Raw genomic sequence first — 13,439 nt, 5'->3', positions numbered from 1 at the left:
TTCATCGATTGCACTCTAGGAGATAGACATGACCATCAAGATCGGCATCAACGGCTTTGGCCGTATCGGACGCATGGTGTTCCGCGCCGCCGCCGCGAACTTCAAGGACATTGAAGTCGTCGCCATCAACGACCTGCTGGAGCCGGACTACCTGGCGTACATGCTGAAGTACGACTCGGTGCATGGCCGCTTCGATGGTGAAGTGTCGGTGGATGGCAACACGCTGGTCGTGAATGGCAAGAAGATCCGTTTGACCGCTGTCAAGGATCCGTCGGAACTGAAGTGGGGCGAAGTCGGCGCCGATGTCGTGATCGAATCGACCGGCATTTTCCTGACCAAGGAAGGCGCGCAGAAGCACATCGACGCGGGCGCCAAGAAGGTGATCATGTCGGCTCCGTCCAAGGACGACACCCCGATGTTCGTGTACGGCGTGAACCACGAGTCGTACAAGGGCGAAGCGATCGTTTCGAACGCCAGCTGCACCACGAACTGCCTGGCCCCGGTTGCCAAGGTGCTGAACGACAAGTGGGGCATCAAGCGCGGCCTGATGACCACCGTGCACGCTGCCACGGCGACGCAGAAGACCGTTGACGGTCCGTCGAACAAGGACTGGCGCGGTGGCCGCGGCATCCTGGAAAACATCATCCCGTCGTCGACCGGTGCTGCCAAGGCCGTGGGCGTGGTGATTCCGCAACTGAACAAGAAGCTGACGGGCATGTCGTTCCGCGTGCCGACCTCGGACGTTTCGGTGGTTGACCTGACCGTCGAGCTGGAAAAGTCGGCCACGTACGCCGAAATCTGCGCCGAGATGAAGGCCCAGAGCCAGGGCGCGCTGAAGGGCGTGCTGGGCTACACCGAAGACAAGGTCGTGGCCACGGACTTCCGCGGCGATGCACGGACCTCGATCTTTGACGCCGAAGCTGGCATCGCGCTGGACGGCACGTTCATCAAGGTTGTGAGCTGGTACGACAACGAGTGGGGCTATTCGAACAAGTGCCTGGAAATGGCACGCGTCGTCGCCAAGTAATCTGGCGGCGGTCCCAAGAAAAACGCGCCTTCGGGCGCGTTTTTTTGTGGGTCAGAGTTTCAGCGGCTTCGCATCGATGACATCGCCGTCGACGATGAAATGTCCGCCCGCCACGTGATGGATCGTGCGGAGGGAATCGTGGCCCGTGAAATCCCAACGGCCTTCCCGGAACACGCGACTGTCGGCGTGCGCGGCGACGACTTCGCCGAGGAACAGGTCATAGCTGTTCTGGATAGCGGGCTCGGGCAGCAGGCGGCATTCCAGCCAGGCGGCGCAACCTTCGAGCAACGGCGCACCGACAAGGTTGCCGTCAAACGTTTGTAGTCCGTAGGCGGCAAACTTGTCGATGCCATGTTCCTCGGAGATCTTCAGGCCGGAACTCGATCCGAGCGCCTGAGTAATGTCCACCTGGGCCACGGTGGGCACATGCAGCGCGAATTCGCCGCTGGCTTCGAGCAACTGGCGCGTCCATGTGGCCTTGTCGAGCACGACGGCCACTTTGGGCGGTGCGAAATCGAGCGGCATCGCCCATGCGGCAGCCATGATGTTGCGTTGCCCGCTATGGGCTGCGCTCACCAGGACGGTGGGGCCGTGGTTGAGCAGCCGATAGGCTTTGGATAGATCAACGTTGTGACGATGAGTACTCATGATATCTCTGCAATCTCAGGGATATGTGTCCGAGCGCAAGGCGGAAACATCCCACTACGACGAATATAGCGAGTTCCGCGCATAAGAATGCGTGGGCTTTTTGACATTATCTGTTCCGAATGTGCCCGGAAGCCGCTGGAAATCATCCGATAACCCGTTTGCTTAGTGCGAGAAATGCCGAATTTGCTTTTCCCTGCCGTTTTTTTCTCATACACTCGGAAGAATCTGTTGATATCTGATGTGCAGCCAGTGAAAGTGGTGGGGCCATCGAATGTGGAACACAATAACCGGGCCTGATCATGGTGAACGTGGATACCAAGCTGCTTGTGATTTTCACAGAGCTGCTGAGTAAGCGAAACGCCACTTATGTGGCGGAGAAAATGCATATGACGGCACCTGCCGTCTCGCATTCGCTCGGCCGACTGCGCGAAATCTTTGACGATCCTCTTTTTATCCGTGTCCCCCACGGGCTGACGCCGACGCCCCGCGCGTTGGAGCTGGGTCCAAAGATTCGGGACATGTTGGATCTTTGGTCGTCGATCAACGAAGGTGATGCCGACAATTTCGATCCGGCAATCGCTACCGGCACGCTGAGCGTGGGCTTTGCAGCCGAGCTGGGCGATACCGTGTTCAACCGGTATGTGCTGCGCATCAAGCAACTGGCTCCCGACCTGCATATCCGCCTCGTGGAATCGCATTCCTGGGAAAGTGACGTTGCGGCGATGCGCGCCAATGAACTGGACCTGGGCTTCTCGCCGTTCCCGACTCGCCATCCGGAGATCGTCGAGGAAATGGTGACCTCGCTGAATCTTTGGGTTTGCGCGCGCAAGAACCACCCGCTGCTCATTAACGATTGCACGCTCGAACAGTATCTGGATTGCAGCCATATCTTCATGGCGCATTCCGGTGGCGCAGGCCGTCCGGCACCCGCGCTCATTCCGCTCGACTACGCGCTGCAGCAGCGTGGGCTCAAGCGAAATGCAACGCTGACGGTGCATTCGTGGCGCGCACAGGCTGAACTGGCCGCCCAGACGGACATGATTTTCACGGTCAACGCGCTGACCAAGGACATGGCCTGCGAGACCTATGGTCTGAAGGCGTTCCCGTTGCCGGCTGAGTTGGATACGACGCTGGGCCTGAACATGTTCTGGCACCGCAGCCGCAATACCCATCCGATGCTGGTATGGGCCCGCAATCTTTTTCGTCAGGTTGTCGGAGAGTTCGTAGGCGTGCCACAGAACTCGGCAGCCCGCCTGCTACGTGTGGTGGCCGAGCAGGATTTGCCGCAGGAGTAACGACGGGAAGGTCAGGTGAGTCGATAAAGAAAAACCGGCGTCTGGGCGCCGGTTTTTTCATGCCTGCTGCCGGAATCGTCGCCGGCGCGGCTTATCGTTTGGGTCTGTGGGTACAGTTGTCTTTTGTGCAATTGCCGTACAGCGACAATGCATGTTCCTGCAATGCGAAGCCGCGCTCGCGCGCAATGCTCTGCTGGCGGTGCTCGATGTCCGGGTCGAAGAATTCTTCGACGCGGCCGCAGTCCAGGCACACCAGGTGATCGTGATGCTTGCCTTCGTTCAGTTCGAAAATGGCCTTGCCCGATTCGAAGTTGTTGCGCGACAGGAGGCCGGCTTGTTCGAACTGGGTAAGGACGCGATAGACCGTGGCGAGGCCGATATCCATATGTTCGTTGAGCAGGATACGGTAAACGTCTTCAGCGCTGAGGTGCCGCTGTTCGCTGGTCTGGAAGATCTCGAGGATCTTCAGGCGGGGGACAGTCGCCTTGAGGCCAATATTTTTGAGGTCCGCCGGACTCGGCATGGGCGTGACTCCCTAGAGTACAATGTCTGGATAGTTGAATCATAAGGGTTTTGGCGGCAAATGTCGCCCCGGTGCCATGACGCCCGGACGCCACCCCTGCGGCGGCGTGTCCCGAAGCGCCTGGCCGTGCCCCGACGCCGCTACGTATTGTGCAGCGCGCCGGCTCCGGCACAGAGTCACTCCCGTCTGGAAGCGAGATACATGCGTTCATTCCGTTCGACCGCCACGCGCCCGGCGCTGGTATTTTCCCTGCTGGCAGCGGCGCTGCTGGCCGGTGCCTGCTCCGCTTACGACAGCACGTCGCGCAAGGTGGTGCAATCCATCACGCCTTACCGCATCAATATCGTCCAGGGCAATTTCGTGTCCCGCGAAGCTACCTCGCAGTTGCGTGAAGGCATGACGCGCGATCAGGTTCGCTTCCTGCTCGGCACGCCGCTGCTGCAGGACGTGTTCCATGGCAATCGCTGGGACTATTATTTCTCGTTCCGTCGCGGCGCCACCCCGGTCGTGCAATCGCGCCAGTTCACGGTGTTCTTCGACGGCGACAAGCTCGTGAAGTGGCAAGGCGATGAACTGCCTTCAGAATACGAATTGATTGCCGAGATCGACGGCATGAAGGCAGCGCAGCGGAACAACACGTCGGGCAAGGCCGTGTCGACGCCAGCCGCAGCACCAGCTTCTACCTCGACGACCCCCGCGCCGGAAGCGGCGCCGGCAGCACCGGAAGCGCCAGCGGCGTCGGCCGTACCCGCCGCGCAGGAAAAACCCGCCAACTGATCGGACCGGGCCCACGCTATCGCATAGACGACATCGTTGGCCGGTTCCTTCCAGACTGCCCGGCCTGTGGACCGGGCGCTGTCCCCAATTACCCCCGTACACCATGAAAATCGCCATCGCAGGTGCATCAGGCCGCATGGGCCGCATGCTGATCGAAACCGTCCTGAACACCGAAGGCGTGACGCTGACCGGCGCGCTGGACATTCCGGGTGCTGCCGCATTGGGGCAGGATGCGGCCATGTTCCTGGGCCGCGAGACCGGCGTGAAGATTTCGGACGATATCGAAGCGGTACTGGGTGCTTCGGACTGCCTGATCGATTTCACGCGGCCGGAAGGCACGCTGGCCCATCTGGCCGTGGCGAAACGCCTGGGCAAGAAGATCGTGGTCGGCACGACCGGATTCGATACAGCTGGCAAGCAGGCACTCGAAGATGCGGCGAAGTCGATCGGCGTGGTCTTCGCCTCGAACTTCAGCGTGGGTGTGAATGCCACGTTCAAGCTGCTCGAAGTGGCGGCCAAGCTGCTCTCGACAGGTTATGACATCGAAGTCATCGAGGCCCACCATCGCCACAAGGTGGATGCACCGTCCGGCACGGCGCTGACGATGGGCGAGGTGATTGCCAAGGCAGTCGGCCGGAATCTGGACGACTGCGCGGTGTATGCCCGCGAAGGCCACACCGGCCCGCGCGATCCGAAATCGATCGGGTTTGCCACGATTCGCGGCGGCGATATCGTGGGCGACCACACGGTGATGTTCGCCGGCATCGGCGAGCGCATCGAGATCAGCCACAAGTCGTCGAGCCGCCAGTCGTACGCCGATGGTGCCGTGCGCGCGGCGCGTTTCCTGGCCGACAAGCCCAATGGCCTGTTCGACATGCAGGACGTGCTTGGCCTGAAGTGATGTCGGGCCCGTTTCGGCGGGCCGCCCCAGCGCCCTGGCGCATTGCCGTGGCAGCCCGGATTGGCCGGGCGCCACGGTTATAATCGTTTCTTTCGCAAACCGATCCCCCGGCCGTCCGGCGCGCCTGTTGCCGCCGGACTGGTGTCCAGACTGCCGTCCCGACCATGCAAGACAAATATCTTCCGTCCGCCGTTGAACAAGCTGCGCAGCAGCACTGGCAAGCCATCGATGCCTACCGGGTGTCCGAGTCTGCCGTCGGCCCGGATGGCAAGGAAAAGCAGAAGTTCTACGCCTGCTCGATGCTGCCGTATCCCTCGGGCAAGCTCCACATGGGGCACGTGCGCAACTACACGATCAACGACGTGATGGCGCGCTATCTGCGCATGAACGGACGTAACGTGCTGATGCCGATGGGCTGGGATGCATTCGGCATGCCCGCCGAGAACGCCGCGCTGAACAACAAGGTGGCACCGGCCGCCTGGACCTACGACAACATCGCTTACATGAAGAAGCAGATGCAGTCGATGGGCCTGGCGATCGACTGGTCGCGCGAAGTGGCGACCTGCAGCCCTGACTACTACCGATGGAACCAGTGGCTGTTCCTGAAGATGCTGGAAAAGGGCATTGCCTACCGCAAGACCGGCACAGTGAACTGGGACCCGGTCGACCAGACCGTGCTCGCCAACGAGCAGGTGATCGATGGCAAGGGCTGGCGTTCGGGCGCGGTGGTGGAAAAGCGCGAGATTCCGATGTACTACCTGCGCATCACCGAGTACGCGCAGGAACTGCTGGGCGATCTGGACGGCCTGGGCTGGCCCGAGCGTGTCAAGATCATGCAGCAGAACTGGATCGGCCGCAGCGAAGGCGTGCGCTTTGCGTTCCCGCATGACATCCGCGATGCGGCAGGCAACACCATCCAGGACGGCAAGCTGTACGTGTTCACCACGCGCGCCGACACGGTGATGGGCGTGACGTTCTGCGCCGTGGCGGCAGAGCATCCGCTGGCTACGCACGCCGCCGCGAACAATCCGGAACTGGCTGCATTCATCGAGGAGTGCAAGCACGGTTCCGTCATGGAAGCCGACATGGCGACCATGGAAAAGAAGGGCATGCCCACTGGCCTGCAGGTCACGCATCCGCTGACCGGCGCGCAGGTGGACGTCTGGGTCGGCAACTACGTGTTGATGAGCTACGGCGACGGCGCCGTGATGGGCGTGCCGGCTCACGACGAGCGTGACTTCGCCTTCGCCAACAAGTACAACCTGCCGATCAAGCAGGTGATCGACGTCAAGGGCCAGCCGTACTCCACAGATGCGTGGCAGGAATGGTATGGCGACAAGGAACAGGGCGTCTGCATCGAAAGCGGCAAGTACGATGGCCTGGCCTACAAGGCTGCCGTCGACGCGATTGCCGCCGACCTCGCCGCCAAGGGCCTGGGCGAGAAGAAGGTGACATGGCGCCTGCGCGATTGGGGTATCTCGCGCCAGCGCTACTGGGGCACGCCGATTCCGCTGATCCATTGCGATGCCTGCGGCGTGGTGCCCGTGCCCGAGCAGGATTTGCCCGTGGTGCTGCCGGAAGATCTCGTGCCGGACGGCACGGGCAATCCGCTGAACAAGGACGAGCGTTTCCTGGCCTGCACCTGCCCGTCATGCGGCAAGCCCGCGCGTCGCGAGACCGACACGATGGATACGTTCATCGACTCGTGCTGGTACTACATGCGCTATACGTGCCCGGATGCCACCACGATGGTGGATGGCCGCAACGACTACTGGATGCCGATGGACCAGTACATCGGCGGCATCGAGCACGCGATCCTGCACTTGCTGTACGCACGATTCTGGACCAAGGTCATGCGCGACATGGGCCTGGTCAAGTTCGACGAGCCGTTCACCAACCTGCTGACGCAGGGCATGGTGCTCAACGAGACGTACTACCGTGAAGATGTGTCGGGCAAGAAGACCTGGTACAACCCCGCCGACGTCGATGTGAAGACGGACGAGCGTGGCCGCCCCGAAGGCGCCACGCTGAAGGCGGACGGGCAGCCCGTGGTGATCGGCGGCGTGGAAAAGATGTCGAAGTCCAAGAACAACGGCATCGACCCGCAGGCCCTGATCGACCAGTACGGTGCCGACACCGCGCGCCTGTTCGTGATGTTCGCCGCGCCGCCGGAGCAGCAGCTCGAATGGAGTGGCTCTGGTGTGGAAGGCGCATCGCGCTTCCTGCGCCGCGTGTGGAACTACGGCGTGGCCAATGCGCAGGCCATTCGCGATGGCGCCGGCACGAAGCCCGTCGCCGGAGATGCCGACCTGCGCCGCGAACTGTACACGGTGCTCAAGCAGGCCAACTACGATTACGAGCGGATCCAGTACAACACCGTGGTGTCCGCCACGATGAAGATGCTGAATGCGCTGGAAGATGCCAAGGGCGCATCGCCGGCTGCGCGCCGCGAGGGCTTTAGCATCCTGCTGCGCGTGCTGTACCCGGTGGTGCCGCATATCGCGCACGGGCTGTGGGCCGAACTCGGCTATGCAGCTGAGTCCGGCGACGTGCTCGACGCCGCCTGGCCGCAGGTGGACGAGTCCGCGCTGGTGCGCACCGAGATCGAACTGGTGCTGCAGGTCAACGGCAAGGTCCGTGGCAGCCTGACCGTGCCGGCCGGCGCGGACAAGGGTGCGATCGAAGCCATGGCCGCGGCCAGCGAGACCGTGGCGAAATTTGCCAACGGCGCGGCACCGAAGAAGATCGTGGTCGTGCCCGGCCGCCTCGTCAACGTGGTGCTCTGACGCAAGTCGCCAGATATCGCCAGCAACAGCCAGGAAACAGAATGGATCGACCGGACATGGGACGCCGCGGATTTCTCGCCATCGGTGCTGCAATGGCAGCGGCCGGCCTGCTGGCTGGCTGCGGCTTCCACATGCGTGGCAATGCCGACTTCGCATTCAAGCGGCTCTATATCGGTCTGCCGGCCGGTTCGCTCATGGGCGCCGACCTGCGCCGCAACATCCGCAACGGGTCGGACACCAAGGTCGTCGAGGACAAGGCGGATGCCGATGCCTTCCTCGACGTGCTGGCCGATACGCGGGGCAAGTCGATCCTCTCGATCACGGCCCAGGGCGTGGTGCGCGAGTTCCGGTTGAGCCAGCGGTTCGTGTTCCAACTGCGCGACGCCGCGGGCAAGGAACTGATTCCGCCGTCGACGCTGCTGCTGACGCGGGACCTGACGTACAACGAAGCCAGTACGCTAGCCAAGGCGTACGAGGAAGAGCAGCTTTATCGCGACATGCAGAAGGATGTGGTGCAGCAGTTGATGCGCCGTCTGGCGGCCGTCAAGACGATCTGACCCCCTTCTGGCCACGCATTGGCGATGCAACTCAAGCTCGACGCACTCGACGGACATCTGAAGCAGGCCCAGGCCAAGGGCCTGGCGCCGCTTTACGTGGTGCATGGCGACGAACACCTGCTCGTGCTGGAAGCGGCCGATCGGCTGCGGCGTGCGGCGCGTGATGCCGGCTTTACGGAGCGCGAGGTGCTGGTGGCGGAGCGCGGGTTCCATTGGAGCCAGCTCGTCGAGGCCCAGCAGTCGATGTCGTTGTTCGGCGACCGCAAGATCGTGGAACTGCGCATTCCGACGGGCAAGCCCGGCAAGGATGGTGGAGAAGCGCTGCGCGCTGTCGCGGCGCAGCCGTCGCAGGATGTGGTGATGTTGGTGACGCTGCCCCGGCTGGACTTTGCCACGGCGAAGTCGGCGTGGTTCCAGGCGCTGGAATCTGCAGGCGTCTCGATCAAGGTGGATGCCGTGGATCGCACCCGGCTGCCCGCCTGGGTGGGCGAGCGGCTTGGCCTGCAGCAGCAGCGCGTGGAGCCCGGCGAAGCGGGCCGGCGCGCGTTGCAGTTCATCGCGGACAAGGTGGAAGGCAACCTGTTGGCCGCGCATCAGGAGATCCAGAAGCTCGGACTGCTGTATCCGCCCGGTGTGCTGACGTTCGATCAGGTACATGATGCCGTGCTCAACGTGGCGCGTTTCGATGTTTTCAAGCTGTCCGAAGCCATGCTTGGCGGCGATGTGCCGCGCCTGACACGCATGCTCGAAGGGCTGCGGGGCGAGGGCGAGGCCACGGTGCTGGTGCTGTGGGCGCTGACCGAGGAAATTCGCGTATTATCCAAGGTCCGGCAAGGGCTGGCGGGCGGTAAGCCGGCCGGTGTGCTGATGCGCGAACTGCGCGTCTGGGGGCCGCGCGAGCGGCTCGTGCCGCAGGCGGCCCAGCGGCTGTCGATGCCGCAGTTGGAAGCGGCGCTGGCCATGGCTGCCCGGTTGGACCGACAGGTCAAGGGACTGGGAGACCTACCGGGTGCAGGGGGCACGGCAGGGGGGCTGCCCGCCGAGCCTTGGGATGGGCTGCTGCAACTGGCGTTGCTGATCGCCCGGCCAGCCTGACATCCTCACCCAAATGGAATTTCGCCGGCAGCCGCGCCGGCGCCAAGCATCGCGGCACCATGAATCGTGGCACCACGCAGTGCCGCACCCACAGCAGACCGGGCTCGTGCCCGGACACATCATGACCGAGTCCGATCTCCACGCATACATGAACCGCGTCGGCCAGCAGGCCCGCGCGGCATCGCGCGCCATGGCGCGTGCCTCCACGGCTGACAAGAACCGCGCGCTGATGACCATTGCCGCCGCGATCCGCCGCGACGCCGACAAGCTCAAGGCCGTCAATGCACGCGATGTGGAGCGCGCGCGCGCCAACGGGCAGGACGCCGCCTTCATCGATCGCCTGACGTTGTCGGACAAGGCCATCGACACCATGGCTGCGGGCCTCGAACAGATCGTGGCGTTGCCGGACCCGATCGGCGAAATCTCCAACATGAAGTTCCGCCCGACCGGTATCCAGGTGGGGCAGATGCGCGTGCCGCTGGGCGTGATCGGCATCATCTACGAGTCGCGCCCGAACGTGACGATCGACGCCGCGGCACTGTGCCTGAAATCAGGCAACGCCACGATCCTGCGCGGCGGCTCCGAAGCCATCGAATCGAACACGGCGCTGGCCGCGCTGGTGGCAGAAGGGCTGTCGTCGGCGGGACTGCCCGCCGAGGCCGTGCAGGTTATCGAGACCACGGATCGGGCCGCAGTGGGCCGCCTGATCACGATGACCGAATACGTGGACGTGATCGTGCCGCGTGGTGGCAAGAGCCTGATCGCACGGCTGATCGAGGAGGGACGCGTGCCGATGATCAAGCATCTGGATGGCATCTGCCACGTCTATATCGACGATGACGCCGATCTCGACCGTGCGGTGCGCATCTGCGACAACGCCAAGACGCAGCGTTATGCGCCGTGCAACACCATGGAGACGCTGCTGGTGTCGCGTCCGGTTGCCCGACAGGCGCTGTTGCCGCTGTGCCGCATCTATCAGGAGAAGGGTGTCGAGCTGCGGGTCTGTGCCGAAACGCGCGCCATGCTCGAAGCCGCAGGCTTCTCGGGGCTGGTGGATGCCACCGAGGAAGACTGGCGTACCGAGTACCTGGCGCCGGTGCTGGCGATCCGCACTGTCGACGGACTCGATGCGGCCATCGACCACATCAACACGTACGGCTCGGCACACACTGATTCGATCGTGACCGAAAACTACAGCACGGGTATGCGATTCATCCGCGAGGTGGATTCGGCCAGCGTCATGATCAACGCGTCCACGCGCTTTGCCGATGGCTTCGAGTATGGGCTCGGCGCGGAGATCGGCATCTCCAACGACAAGTTGCATGCGAGAGGTCCGGTGGGCCTGGAAGGGCTGACTTCGCTCAAGTACGTCGTGTTCGGGCACGGCGAGATTCGCGTTTAAGCGGAGGCAGTAAACAGATGCTCTGGGTCAAGGCGTTTCACATCCTGTTCGTGACTTCGTGGTTTGCCGGGTTGTTCTACCTGCCGCGTATTTTTGTCAACCTAGCGATGGAAACCGAGGCGGCCAGCGTACAGCGGCTACTGCTGATGGCGCGCAAGCTGTTCCGGTTCATGACGATGCTGGCAGTGCCTGCCGTGGTGCTCGGGCTCTGGCTCTACCTCGGCTATGGCATCGGACGCGGCACGGGGCAGGGCTGGATGCATGCCAAGCTGGCACTGGTGCTGGTGCTGATCGGCTATCACCATGGCTGCGGCGTGCTGCTGCGCAAGTTCGAGCGGGGCGCCAACAAGCGCTCGCACACGTTCTATCGGTGGTTCAACGAAGTGCCGGTGCTGGTGCTGTTGGCCATCGTGATTCTGGTTGTCGTAAAGCCGTTCTAAGCTGTCGGATCTTTCCTGATATCTGATGAGGTCGTGATGAGCAAGCAGGTCGAGTATTTTCTGGCGCCGCATTCCCCGTATGTCTATATGGGGCATGCGCGCTTCGTTGAAATCGCCCGGCGCCATGATGCGCAGGTGCTGCTCAAGCCGATGGACCTGGGCAAGCTGTTTTCCGTTTCGGGCGGGCTACCGCTGGCACAGCGTCCGCCGCAGCGGCAGGCGTACCGGCTGGTCGAACTCGAGCGCTGGCGCAAGTTTCTCGACATCCCGTTCAACCTGCATCCCACATTTTTTCCAGTATCCGGCGATGCCGCCGCACGGCTCATCATTGCCGCGCAACTGGCGCACGGCACGGCACGCGCGTTGGAGTTGACCGGCGCCATCACCCGTGGTGTCTGGGCCGACCAACGCAACATCGCCGATGCTGCCACGCTGTCCTTGATTGCCGACGAACTGGATTTCGACGGTGCGAGTCTGCTGAAGGCCAGTGAAGCACAGGCCGTGCAGGCGGCTTATGCACAAAATACGCAGGATGCCATTTCGGCCAATGTGTTCGGCGCCCCGTGGTATGTCCACGACGGCCAGCCGTACTGGGGCCAGGACCGTCTCGATTTCCTCGATCGCGCACTTGCGGCGGTCTGAGAGACGGTCAACACCACGCTTTCCCGTCCGCTGCTGTTGCGGACGTTTTTGTTTCAGGATGACACGTCATGACCCAAGCATTTTTCGCTCCCTGCCCACGCGGCCTTGAACAGGCACTGGCCGAGGAGTTGCGCGAGATCGCGCAGTACCCGGCTGTGGTGGCCTCGGCGCCGTTCACGGTGCATCGCGATGTGCCCGGCGGCGTGACATTCTCCGGCGACATGTCTGCGGCGTACGCGGTCAACCTGCATTCGCGGATTGCCAGCCGCGTGCTGCTGCGTGTGGCGCAGCGCGGCTATCGGCACGAGGACGATATCTACACGCTGGCGCGCCAGCAGCGCTGGGAACAATGGTTCTCGCCCAACGAGACGCTGCGCGTTGATATCACGTCGCACAAGTCGCCGTTGCGCAGCCTTAATTTCACGGCGTTGCGGGTCAAGGATGGTGTGTGCGATGCCATGCGCGAACGCCTGGGCGAGCGGCCGAGTGTGGATACCGTCAGCCCGGATGTCCGCATCTACGCGCACCTGACCGAGACCGACTGCACGCTCTATCTCGATACCACGGGCGAGCCGCTGTTCAAGCGCGGCTGGCGCATGGAGAAAGGCGAGGCGCCGCTCAAGGAAAACCTTGCGGCCGGCATCCTTCGGTTGGCGGGCTGGACGCCGGGTAATACCAACCGTCCGTTCTTCGATCCGATGTGCGGCAGCGGCACATTCCTGGTAGAAGCCGCGCAGGTGGCGCTGGGCATTGCACCGGGCGTGGCCCGCACGTTTGCGTTCGAATGGCTCAAGGGCGCCGACATGAAGGCATGGCAGGCGCTGCGCAGCGATGCCCAGCATGCCCGCGAGCGGGCCGCGAACCGAGGCGATGCGCTGCATATCGCAGGCTCGGATATCTCCACCGACATGCTTTACATGGCGGAAGCCAACTGGCGCCGCGCCGGATTGCCCGGTGACGTGCAGTTGAAGCAGGTCGATGCACGGTTCGTGCAACCGCCGTTTGCCGAGGCGGGACTGGCAATCATGAACCCGCCTTATGGCGAGCGTATCGCAGTGCGCGGCGAACGTCGCGATCCCACGTATGACGCACCGCCGGACGAAGCCGAGGAAGCGGCCGCCAACCAATTCGCAGCGGCCTTTGCCACGACGTTGAAGCAGCATTTTTCCGGCTGGCAGGCATGGGTATTCACAGGCGATCTGTCGATGCCGAAACGTCTGCGTTTGAAGGAGTCGCGCCGTACCCCGCTATACAACGGCAACATCGAATGCCGGTTGTTCCGGTTCGATATGGTGCGTGGCGGGAATCGGGAGGGGAAGAAGGAGTGAGGTGGTTTTCTCCCCTCT

Annotated in this window: 13 protein-coding genes; 11 read left to right on the top strand and 2 right to left on the bottom strand. The window is 62.8% G+C overall.

All coding sequences use genetic code 11. The features are described from left to right. The first annotated feature begins 28 nt into the window (after window positions 1–28). Window positions 29–1,027, top strand: coding sequence for a type I glyceraldehyde-3-phosphate dehydrogenase (gap, locus tag GA566_RS13355; protein WP_137923299.1), 999 nt, complete (start codon window positions 29–31; stop codon window positions 1,025–1,027). Window positions 1,028–1,078: 51 nt separating this feature from the next. Here the strand turns inward: gap and GA566_RS13350 are convergent, their stop codons facing one another. After that, the gene (locus tag GA566_RS13350) at window positions 1,079–1,675 is read right to left on the bottom strand and encodes a flavin reductase family protein (protein WP_137923298.1); all 597 of its coding nucleotides are present in this window, start codon (window positions 1,673–1,675) and stop codon (window positions 1,079–1,081) included. A 299-nt stretch (window positions 1,676–1,974) separates the two neighbouring features. Between GA566_RS13350 and GA566_RS13345 the strand changes: the two genes are divergently transcribed. After that, window positions 1,975–2,970, top strand: coding sequence for a LysR family transcriptional regulator (locus GA566_RS13345; RefSeq protein WP_160472956.1), 996 nt, complete (start codon window positions 1,975–1,977; stop codon window positions 2,968–2,970). 91 nt (window positions 2,971–3,061) lie between these two features. On the opposite strand, the gene fur is transcribed toward GA566_RS13345, so the two are convergent. Beyond that, complete coding sequence (gene fur, locus GA566_RS13340) at window positions 3,062–3,493, bottom strand: ferric iron uptake transcriptional regulator (protein ID WP_137923296.1); 432 nt, start codon at window positions 3,491–3,493, stop codon at window positions 3,062–3,064. Window positions 3,494–3,694: 201 nt separating this feature from the next. Here fur and GA566_RS13335 point away from each other — a divergent pair, with 201 nt between their 5' ends. The 9 genes from GA566_RS13335 (at window position 3,695) to GA566_RS13295 (ending at window position 13,421) form a co-directional block, all read left to right on the top strand. After that, window positions 3,695–4,270 carry an outer membrane protein assembly factor BamE gene (locus tag GA566_RS13335; protein WP_137923295.1) on the top strand — a complete coding sequence of 192 codons (576 nt, stop codon included), beginning with the start codon at window positions 3,695–3,697 and terminating at the stop codon, window positions 4,268–4,270. Between the two features lie 103 nt (window positions 4,271–4,373). Further along, window positions 4,374–5,171: a 4-hydroxy-tetrahydrodipicolinate reductase gene (gene dapB, locus GA566_RS13330; protein ID WP_160472955.1), complete on the top strand. Its 798-nt coding sequence runs from the start codon at window positions 4,374–4,376 to the stop codon at window positions 5,169–5,171. 164 nt (window positions 5,172–5,335) lie between these two features. Then, window positions 5,336–7,957 (top strand): leucine--tRNA ligase, encoded by a 2,622-nt coding sequence (leuS, locus tag GA566_RS13325; RefSeq protein ID WP_160472954.1) that lies wholly within the window; start codon window positions 5,336–5,338, stop codon window positions 7,955–7,957. A 41-nt stretch (window positions 7,958–7,998) separates the two neighbouring features. Then, window positions 7,999–8,514, top strand: a complete 516-nt coding sequence (gene lptE / locus GA566_RS13320) for an LPS assembly lipoprotein LptE (protein WP_137923292.1) — start codon at window positions 7,999–8,001, stop codon at window positions 8,512–8,514. A gap of 24 nt (window positions 8,515–8,538) precedes the next feature. Beyond that, window positions 8,539–9,609, top strand: a complete 1,071-nt coding sequence (holA, locus tag GA566_RS13315; protein WP_137923291.1) for a DNA polymerase III subunit delta — start codon at window positions 8,539–8,541, stop codon at window positions 9,607–9,609. 121 nt (window positions 9,610–9,730) lie between these two features. After that, window positions 9,731–11,011: a glutamate-5-semialdehyde dehydrogenase gene (locus tag GA566_RS13310; protein WP_160472953.1), complete on the top strand. Its 1,281-nt coding sequence runs from the start codon at window positions 9,731–9,733 to the stop codon at window positions 11,009–11,011. Between the two features lie 17 nt (window positions 11,012–11,028). After that, window positions 11,029–11,451, top strand: a complete 423-nt coding sequence (locus tag GA566_RS13305) for a CopD family protein (protein WP_160472952.1) — start codon at window positions 11,029–11,031, stop codon at window positions 11,449–11,451. A gap of 36 nt (window positions 11,452–11,487) precedes the next feature. Continuing rightward, window positions 11,488–12,093: a 2-hydroxychromene-2-carboxylate isomerase gene (locus tag GA566_RS13300; protein ID WP_160472951.1), complete on the top strand. Its 606-nt coding sequence runs from the start codon at window positions 11,488–11,490 to the stop codon at window positions 12,091–12,093. 68 nt (window positions 12,094–12,161) lie between these two features. After that, a complete protein-coding gene (locus GA566_RS13295) occupies window positions 12,162–13,421 on the top strand; it encodes a class I SAM-dependent RNA methyltransferase (protein WP_137923287.1) in 1,260 nt (419 codons plus the stop codon). Window positions 13,422–13,439 lie beyond the last annotated feature (18 nt).

The organism is Cupriavidus sp. SW-Y-13, assembly GCF_009793345.1.
GTDB lineage: Bacteria > Pseudomonadota > Gammaproteobacteria > Burkholderiales > Burkholderiaceae > Cupriavidus.
Note: the sequence above shows the minus strand (reverse complement) of the source record. Positions and strands in the feature narration are given on the sequence as shown.

What these genes read in the sequence shown, in the direction of transcription:
- GA566_RS13310 (WP_160472953.1), top strand. Translation starts at nt 9,731, where the DNA reads ATGACCGAGTCCGATCTCCACGCATACATGAACCGCGTCGGCCAGCAG.
- leuS (WP_160472954.1), top strand. Translation starts at nt 5,336, where the DNA reads ATGCAAGACAAATATCTTCCGTCCGCCGTTGAACAAGCTGCGCAGCAG.
- lptE (WP_137923292.1), top strand. Translation starts at nt 7,999, where the DNA reads ATGGATCGACCGGACATGGGACGCCGCGGATTTCTCGCCATCGGTGCT.
- gap (WP_137923299.1), top strand. Translation starts at nt 29, where the DNA reads ATGACCATCAAGATCGGCATCAACGGCTTTGGCCGTATCGGACGCATG.
- GA566_RS13305 (WP_160472952.1), top strand. Translation starts at nt 11,029, where the DNA reads ATGCTCTGGGTCAAGGCGTTTCACATCCTGTTCGTGACTTCGTGGTTT.
- dapB (WP_160472955.1), top strand. Translation starts at nt 4,374, where the DNA reads ATGAAAATCGCCATCGCAGGTGCATCAGGCCGCATGGGCCGCATGCTG.
- GA566_RS13350 (WP_137923298.1), bottom strand. Translation starts at nt 1,675, where the DNA reads ATGAGTACTCATCGTCACAACGTTGATCTATCCAAAGCCTATCGGCTG.
- GA566_RS13300 (WP_160472951.1), top strand. Translation starts at nt 11,488, where the DNA reads ATGAGCAAGCAGGTCGAGTATTTTCTGGCGCCGCATTCCCCGTATGTC.
- GA566_RS13335 (WP_137923295.1), top strand. Translation starts at nt 3,695, where the DNA reads ATGCGTTCATTCCGTTCGACCGCCACGCGCCCGGCGCTGGTATTTTCC.
- GA566_RS13295 (WP_137923287.1), top strand. Translation starts at nt 12,162, where the DNA reads ATGACCCAAGCATTTTTCGCTCCCTGCCCACGCGGCCTTGAACAGGCA.
- GA566_RS13345 (WP_160472956.1), top strand. Translation starts at nt 1,975, where the DNA reads ATGGTGAACGTGGATACCAAGCTGCTTGTGATTTTCACAGAGCTGCTG.
- holA (WP_137923291.1), top strand. Translation starts at nt 8,539, where the DNA reads ATGCAACTCAAGCTCGACGCACTCGACGGACATCTGAAGCAGGCCCAG.
- fur (WP_137923296.1), bottom strand. Translation starts at nt 3,493, where the DNA reads ATGCCGAGTCCGGCGGACCTCAAAAATATTGGCCTCAAGGCGACTGTC.